Origin of the sequence: Dietzia sp. B44 (genome assembly GCF_014145245.1) — a bacterium.
GTDB lineage: Bacteria > Actinomycetota > Actinomycetes > Mycobacteriales > Mycobacteriaceae > Dietzia > Dietzia natronolimnaea.
On sequence record NZ_JAALEF010000281.1, the window covers coordinates 1 to 5,942 of the forward strand.

Below are 5,942 nucleotides of genomic sequence, written 5' to 3' on the forward strand. Positions count from 1 at the left end.
GGCAGATCCCGGCGGTGATGCTCGCGGGGGTCGCGGCGTCCATGGTCGTGCTCGTCCCGCTGGGGGCGGGGCCGGAGGGCTCCGACGACGGGCTCGAGGACCTCGCCACCGGCGGGCCGGCGTTCGTGGTCCTCGGGCTGCTCGCCGTCGCGGTGCTCGTGCCCGTGGCCGAGGAGGTGGTCTTCCGGGGGATCGTCCTACCCGCGCTGAGAGCGAGGTTCCGGGCGGTTCCGGGGATCGCGCTCGCGGGGGCGGTCTTCGCCGCCGTGCACCTGATCCCGCCCGCGCTGCCCTACCTGCTGGTGGTGGGGATCTCGCTGTGCGTGATGGCGCAGTGGTACCGGTCGATCGTGCCCGGGATCGTGCTCCACGGCGTCAACAACGCGGTCGTGTTCGCCGGCGTCGTCGCGGCGGGCGCGACCTGAGGGGTGCACGTGGGGCGGTGCCCGGCGGAGCTCAGGCCAGCAGTGCGGACACCAGCAGCAGGACGGGGAGCGCCCCGAGTGTGGTGAGGACCGCCGAGTCGCGGGCGAGCAGCGTCCCGTGGCCGTATCGGGTGGCCACCACGAGCACGTTCTGCGCCGTGGGCAGGGCGGCGGCCACCACCACGGTGAGGAGCTCGTGACCCCGCATCCCCATGAGGCCGCTGCCGACGGCGTACGCGAGCAGGGGGTGTGCGACCAGCTTCAGGCCGCTGGCCAGGGCGATCTCCCGGCGCGGTGACGCTCCGGCCTCGAGCACCTTCACGCCGTAGAGGGACATGCCGAACACCAGGAGTGCGCCGGGGACCGAGATCTGACCGACCAGGTGGACCGGCTCGAGCAGCCGTTCGGGCGGCGACCACGGCAATGCCGCCACCACCACCCCGGCCAGCGCGGCCAGGACCAGCGGGGTCCGGGCGGCCTGGAGCGCCGAGGAGAACGCACCTCCGCCGCCATCGGTCGTGCCCTCCGCCCGGGCGGCGCGCTCGAGTACGGCGATGGCGATCGGCTGGAGCACCGCCACCTGGAAGAGCAACAGGGGCATGACGAACCCGAAGTCCCCCAGGACGTAGACGGCGATGGGGATGCCCAGGTTGGCCGAGTTGACGTAGCTGGCGGACAGGGCGCCGACGGCGAGGTCGGCGGCCGGCCGCCGGAGCCACAGCTTCGCGATGAGCACGTAGGCCACCGCCATGACGATCGCCGTCGCGGCGGAGACCACGAAGACGCCGGTGAAGACCTGGTCGAGCGTAGTCCGGGCGAGGGCGTCGAACAGCAGGGCCGGGGTGGCGACGAAGAACACGAGCCGGTTGAGCACCAGTCGGGCGTCGGAACCGAGGACCCGGGAACGGGCGAGCAGCCACCCGAGTGCGACGACCGCGACGATCACGGCGAAGCCGTTGAGGACGCCGGCCACTGCGGACTCCTGGGGTTCGGGGGAGGGGAGCGGTAACGCCGATCGGGGCCGAGCACTCCTGCGGGCAGGAGGCGCGACCCCGATCGGGTTGCTGTTGCCTGTGTCGGCGGCTATTTACCGCGAACGGGACGTGCGGTGCGGTTCGACCGCGCCGAGCAAGGGCTCAGCGGCTGGTGAACGGCAGCAGTGCCATCTCACGGGCGTTCTTGACCGCGACGGCGACCTGACGCTGCTGCTGCGGCGTGAGGCCGGTGACGCGGCGCGAACGGATCTTGCCACGATCGGAGATGAACGTGCGGAGGGTGTTGACGTCCTTGTAGTCGACCGTCTCGATACCCGCGACCTTCAACGGGTTCTTCTTGGGCCGACGACCCTCCTGGGCACGGATCTTCTTGGACGGGGTGCTACGCGCTTTTGCCATGATTACCTACTCACCAACTCGACTTCGTGACACCGGGCAGCTCGCCACGGTGGGCCATCTCGCGCATGCGGACGCGGGAGAGGCCGAACTTGCGGAGGTAGCCGCGGGGGCGGCCATCGGCGACGTCGCGGTTACGCACCCGCACGGGCGAGGCGTCACGCGGCATCTTGTTGAGCGCGGTCTGGGCGTCCATGCGCGCCTCGTCCGTGCTCTCGGGGTTCTTGATGATTGCCTTGAGCTCGGCGCGGCGCTCGGCGAACCGGGCCACCTTGGCCTTGCGCTGCTCGTTGCGCGCGATCTTTGACTTCTTGGCCACGGGTCAGCGCTCCTCTCGGAATTCGACGTGCTTGCGGACGACCGGGTCGAACTTCTTGAGGACGATGCGGTCCGGGTTGTTACGGCGGTTCTTGCGGGTCACGTAGGTGAACCCGGTCCCGGCCGTGGACTTGAGCTTGATGATGGGTCGAACGTCGTTACGTGCCATCTCAGATCTTCTCCCCACGGGCGCGGATACGGGCCACGACGGCCTCGATGCCATCGCGGTCGATGGTCTTGATGCCCTTGGTGGAGACCGTCAGCGTGACGCGACGACCCTCGGAGGGCACGAAGTAGCTACGGCGCTGGATGTTCGGGTTCCAGCGACGGTTGGTCCTGCGGTGTGAGTGCGAGACGGACTTGCCGAAACCCGGCTTCCGTCCCGTTACCTGGCAATGCGCCGACATGGCGTGGTTCTCCTTCCGCCTCCTCGTACGGTGGCGCGTGATGGTCGGGGCTCCCGGTCGGCCTGGGCCGAACAGCAGCGGATCACCACGTCGCGGGCACCGTGAGAGGCGATAGCAAACGTGCAGACAACAGCGATGGTCTAGTTTACGGCCCGACCGCGGGAAACGGTAATCAGCACGTCAACGCCGGTGGGGACGGCCGGCGGAGCGTGCGAATTGGGTACGCGGTCATCGTACGGGTACGATCTACCGATGCGTGTGCTGATACCGGGATCCCCGGTTCGGCCACTGGCAGTTGCGTGCCCCTGACGGGGCGGGCGCCAGACCCAAGACTTCTACCGAGCTAGAGGGATCCAGTATGAAGAACGACATCCACCCCGACTACCACCCGGTGGTCTTCCAGGACTCGGGCACCGGCACCAAGTTCCTCACCCGCTCCACCGCGAAGAGCGAGCGGACCGTCGAGTGGGAGGACGGCAACTCCTACCCGCTCATCGTGGTCGACGTGACCAGTGAGTCGCACCCGTTCTGGACCGGCGCGCAGCGCGTCATGGACACGGCCGGCCGTGTCGAGAAGTTCCAGCGCCGTTACGGCAACCGCACCCGCCGCACCAAGTGAGCCGCGGGTCGGTGCTCCGCCGCCGACCCACACCCACACCCGAGACCTCAGAGGACGTAACAGTCATGGCAGTTCCGAAGCGTCGCCTCTCGCGCGCCAACACCCATTCCCGCCGCTCGCAGTGGAAGGCCGAGAACCCGGCCCTCCAGGAGACCAAGATCGACGGCCGCGCCGTGGTGCTGCCGCGTCGCCTGGTCAAGGCCGCCAAGCTCGGCCTCGTCGACCTCGACCGCTGAGTGTCGGTCGACTGATCGCCGAGACGAACTGAGCTCCGCGGCGCCCGCGCGTCGCACGCACACGCCCGGTCACGAGCCCGGTGGGTCCCCCCGGACCCACCGGGCTCGTCGGCGTCATCAGGAGCCGGCGCGGACCGCGCATCGGTCGCGGTATTCCTCAGCCGTGGTTCAGGCGGGTGCGGGAGACTTCCCGGTATGAAGATCCTCGTTGTGGACGACGACCAGGCCGTGCGTGAATCCCTGCGCCGTTCCCTCACGTTCAACGGTTATTCGGTGGAGCTCGCGGGGGACGGGGTCGAGGCGGTCGAACGGCTCGACGCGAACCGTCCGGACGCGGTGATCCTCGACGTCATGATGCCCCGCCGCGACGGCCTCGAGGTGTGCCGGATACTGCGGAGTCGGGGGGACGACCTGCCCGTGCTCATGCTCACCGCCCGGGACGCGGTGTCCGAGCGGGTGGCGGGCCTGGACGCGGGCGCCGACGACTACCTGCCCAAGCCCTTCGCGCTGGAGGAGCTGTTGGCCCGGCTGCGGGCGTTGCTGCGTCGTCGGGGTCCGGAGGCCGAGGACGTGGACGAGGTGTTGGAGTTCGAGGACCTGCGGATGGACCTGGCGACCCGCGAGGTCAACCGGGGGGAGCGCCGGATCCAGCTGACCCGGACGGAGTTCTCCCTGCTCGAGTTGCTCCTGCACCATCCCCGTCGTGTCCTCACCCGGAGCCACATCCTCGAGGAGGTGTGGGGTTACGACTTCCCCACGTCGGGGAACGCGCTCGAGGTGTACATCGGGTACCTCCGGCGTAAGACCGAGGGCGACGGCGAGAGTCGTCTGATCCACACCGTGCGTGGCGTGGGATACGTGTTGCGCGAGACGCCGTAGTGCGAGCCCGCACGGTGGGGTGGGGCTCCACACCGATCTCCCTGCACCAGCGGGTCACCCTGTTGGCGGCGAGTTCGGTGGGCGTCGCGGTGGCCCTGATGGCCGTCGCGGCGTACTTCGTCGTGTCCGGGTCGATGTACAGCGAGGTCAACAACCGGCTCCAGCAACAGGCCGACCAACTGGTCAACAGCCAGCTCGCGTCGGAGTTCGCCCTCCAGTCCCGGAGCACCCTCATCGCGCTGCGGGCCTTCAACCCCAATCTGGACGCGCAGATCGTCGCGCCCTCCGGTGTGCGGACGGCCACCGGCGAACCCTTCCAGATCGGCGGCCCCGAGATCGCCGTGGTCCGCGGCGAGACCGAGTCGAGCCTGCGGACGGCCGGGGGCAAGCAGATCTATGCGGTGGGGGTCCGCGACGGTTCGACACTCATCCTGGCGCAGGACCTGAGCCCCACCAGGGCGGCCCTCAATCGTCTGGCGATCGTCCTGACGCTGGTGGGTGCGGCCGGCATCGCGCTGGCGGCGGTGGCCGGTACGGCGGTGGGGCGCACGGGTCTGGCGCCGGTCGCCCGGTTGACCAGGGCGGTGGAGCGGATCGCCAGGACCGACGACCTGCGGCCCATCCCGGTGGCGGGTGATGACGAGATCGCCCGGCTCACCGCCAGCTTCAACCAGATGCTCGTAGCGCTGGGGGAGAGCAGGGATCGACAATCGCGGCTCGTGGCCGATGCCGGGCACGAGCTCAAGACACCGCTGACCAGTCTCCGGACCAACGTGGAACTACTGATCGCCGCGAGCAGGCCGGGGGCGCCGACCATCCCGGCCGCGGACAGGGGGGCGCTCGAGGTCGACGTGATCGGTCAGATCTCCGAGCTCACCCAGCTGGTCGGGGACCTGGTCGAGCTCGCCCGTGAGGATTCCGGGGAGGTCGAGCTGGAGCCGGTCGCGGTGTCGGAGGCGGTCGAGCGGGCCCTCGAGCGGGTCCGTCGGCGGCGTCACGACGTGCGGTTCGACGTGGATCTGGCGCCCTGGTACTCGTTCGGTGACAACGCGGGGATCGAGCGTGCGGTGCTGAACATCTGCGACAACGCGGCCAAGTGGAGCCCGACCGGGGGAACGGTGACGGTCCGGATGAACCCGGTGTCGGAGTCGGTCGTGGAGTTGACCGTCGCCGACCAGGGGCCGGGTATCCCTGAGGAGGACAGGCAGCTGGTCTTCGAGCGATTCCACCGCTCGCGGGAGGCACGGGCGATGCCCGGTTCGGGGCTCGGGTTGGCGATCGTCCGCCAGGTGGTCACCCGGCACGGAGGCACCGTGGAGATCCATGACGCGGACGGTGGGGGCACCGAGGTGCGGATGACCATCCCCGGGTGTGAGCTCCCCCCGAACTGATCGACGGGGGACGCGGTCGTCTCAGCGGGCACACAGCGCGGTGAGGAACCATGTCGGATATGGAGAACGAGAACGATCGGGGCACGGGTGGTCCCCGGCCCGGCGACGAGTGGGCCTCGGGTCCGGGCGCGGGTCCGGGTGGATACGGTCAGCGGCCGGAGAGCCCGTATGGTCCCCGCGACGACGGTCGGCGACCGGGCCCGGCGGACGTCGGTCCGCCCCCTCCCGGTTCCGGGCAGCCCGGCCAGTACGGGCACGTGCAGCCGAACCAGGGCT

At 69.8% G+C, this 5,942-nt stretch carries 10 protein-coding genes and 1 pseudogene; 6 read left to right on the plus strand and 5 right to left on the minus strand.

From position 1 onward, the window contains the following. The coding region (locus G6017_RS09875; protein ID WP_182617160.1) for a CPBP family intramembrane glutamic endopeptidase at positions 1–425 on the plus strand (425 nt) is incomplete at its 5' end. A 31-nt stretch (positions 426–456) separates the two neighbouring features. Here the strand turns inward: G6017_RS09875 and G6017_RS09880 are convergent. From G6017_RS09880 to rpmB, 5 genes are all read right to left on the minus strand, one after another. Then, entirely contained in the window at positions 457–1,398 is a 942-nt protein-coding gene (locus G6017_RS09880) for an AEC family transporter (RefSeq protein WP_182617162.1), read from the minus strand. Between the two features lie 163 nt (positions 1,399–1,561). Next, positions 1,562–1,819, minus strand: coding sequence for a 30S ribosomal protein S18 (gene rpsR, locus G6017_RS09885; protein WP_007632792.1), 258 nt, complete (start codon positions 1,817–1,819; stop codon positions 1,562–1,564). Between the two features lie 10 nt (positions 1,820–1,829). Then, positions 1,830–2,135, minus strand: a complete 306-nt coding sequence (rpsN, locus tag G6017_RS09890; RefSeq protein WP_017836289.1) for a 30S ribosomal protein S14 — start codon at positions 2,133–2,135, stop codon at positions 1,830–1,832. 3 nt (positions 2,136–2,138) lie between these two features. Beyond that, positions 2,139–2,303, minus strand: a complete 165-nt coding sequence (rpmG, locus tag G6017_RS09895; RefSeq protein ID WP_017836290.1) for a 50S ribosomal protein L33 — start codon at positions 2,301–2,303, stop codon at positions 2,139–2,141. A 1-nt stretch (position 2,304) separates the two neighbouring features. Further along, a complete protein-coding gene (rpmB, locus tag G6017_RS09900) occupies positions 2,305–2,541 on the minus strand; it encodes a 50S ribosomal protein L28 (RefSeq protein ID WP_010542299.1) in 237 nt (78 codons plus the stop codon). Positions 2,542–2,899: 358 nt separating this feature from the next. Between rpmB and G6017_RS09905 the strand changes: the two genes are divergently transcribed. The 5 genes and pseudogenes from G6017_RS09905 to G6017_RS16490 all read left to right on the plus strand — a co-directional run. Next, positions 2,900–3,160, plus strand: a complete 261-nt coding sequence (locus G6017_RS09905; protein WP_095718598.1) for a type B 50S ribosomal protein L31 — start codon at positions 2,900–2,902, stop codon at positions 3,158–3,160. A gap of 65 nt (positions 3,161–3,225) precedes the next feature. Next, a complete protein-coding gene (gene rpmF / locus G6017_RS09910; RefSeq protein ID WP_179525844.1) occupies positions 3,226–3,396 on the plus strand; it encodes a 50S ribosomal protein L32 in 171 nt (56 codons plus the stop codon). Between the two features lie 195 nt (positions 3,397–3,591). Further along, entirely contained in the window at positions 3,592–4,275 is a 684-nt protein-coding gene (locus G6017_RS09915) for a response regulator transcription factor (protein ID WP_182617164.1), read from the plus strand. Then, complete coding sequence (locus G6017_RS09920) at positions 4,275–5,666, plus strand: sensor histidine kinase (protein ID WP_179525842.1); 1,392 nt, start codon at positions 4,275–4,277, stop codon at positions 5,664–5,666. Before G6017_RS09915 ends, G6017_RS09920 begins: the two co-directional genes overlap by 1 nt. A 59-nt stretch (positions 5,667–5,725) precedes the next feature. Beyond that, positions 5,726–5,942 (plus strand): annotated as a pseudogene (locus G6017_RS16490) (serine protease); the annotation flags it as partial.

Excerpts from the sequence above, each read along its gene's own strand:
- rpsR (WP_007632792.1), bottom strand. The coding sequence starts at position 1,819 with ATGGCAAAAGCGCGTAGCACCCCGTCCAAGAAGATCCGTGCCCAGGAG.
- rpmG (WP_017836290.1), bottom strand. The coding sequence starts at position 2,303 with ATGGCACGTAACGACGTTCGACCCATCATCAAGCTCAAGTCCACGGCC.
- rpmB (WP_010542299.1), bottom strand. The coding sequence starts at position 2,541 with ATGTCGGCGCATTGCCAGGTAACGGGACGGAAGCCGGGTTTCGGCAAG.
- G6017_RS09905 (WP_095718598.1), top strand. The coding sequence starts at position 2,900 with ATGAAGAACGACATCCACCCCGACTACCACCCGGTGGTCTTCCAGGAC.
- rpmF (WP_179525844.1), top strand. The coding sequence starts at position 3,226 with ATGGCAGTTCCGAAGCGTCGCCTCTCGCGCGCCAACACCCATTCCCGC.
- G6017_RS09915 (WP_182617164.1), top strand. The coding sequence starts at position 3,592 with ATGAAGATCCTCGTTGTGGACGACGACCAGGCCGTGCGTGAATCCCTG.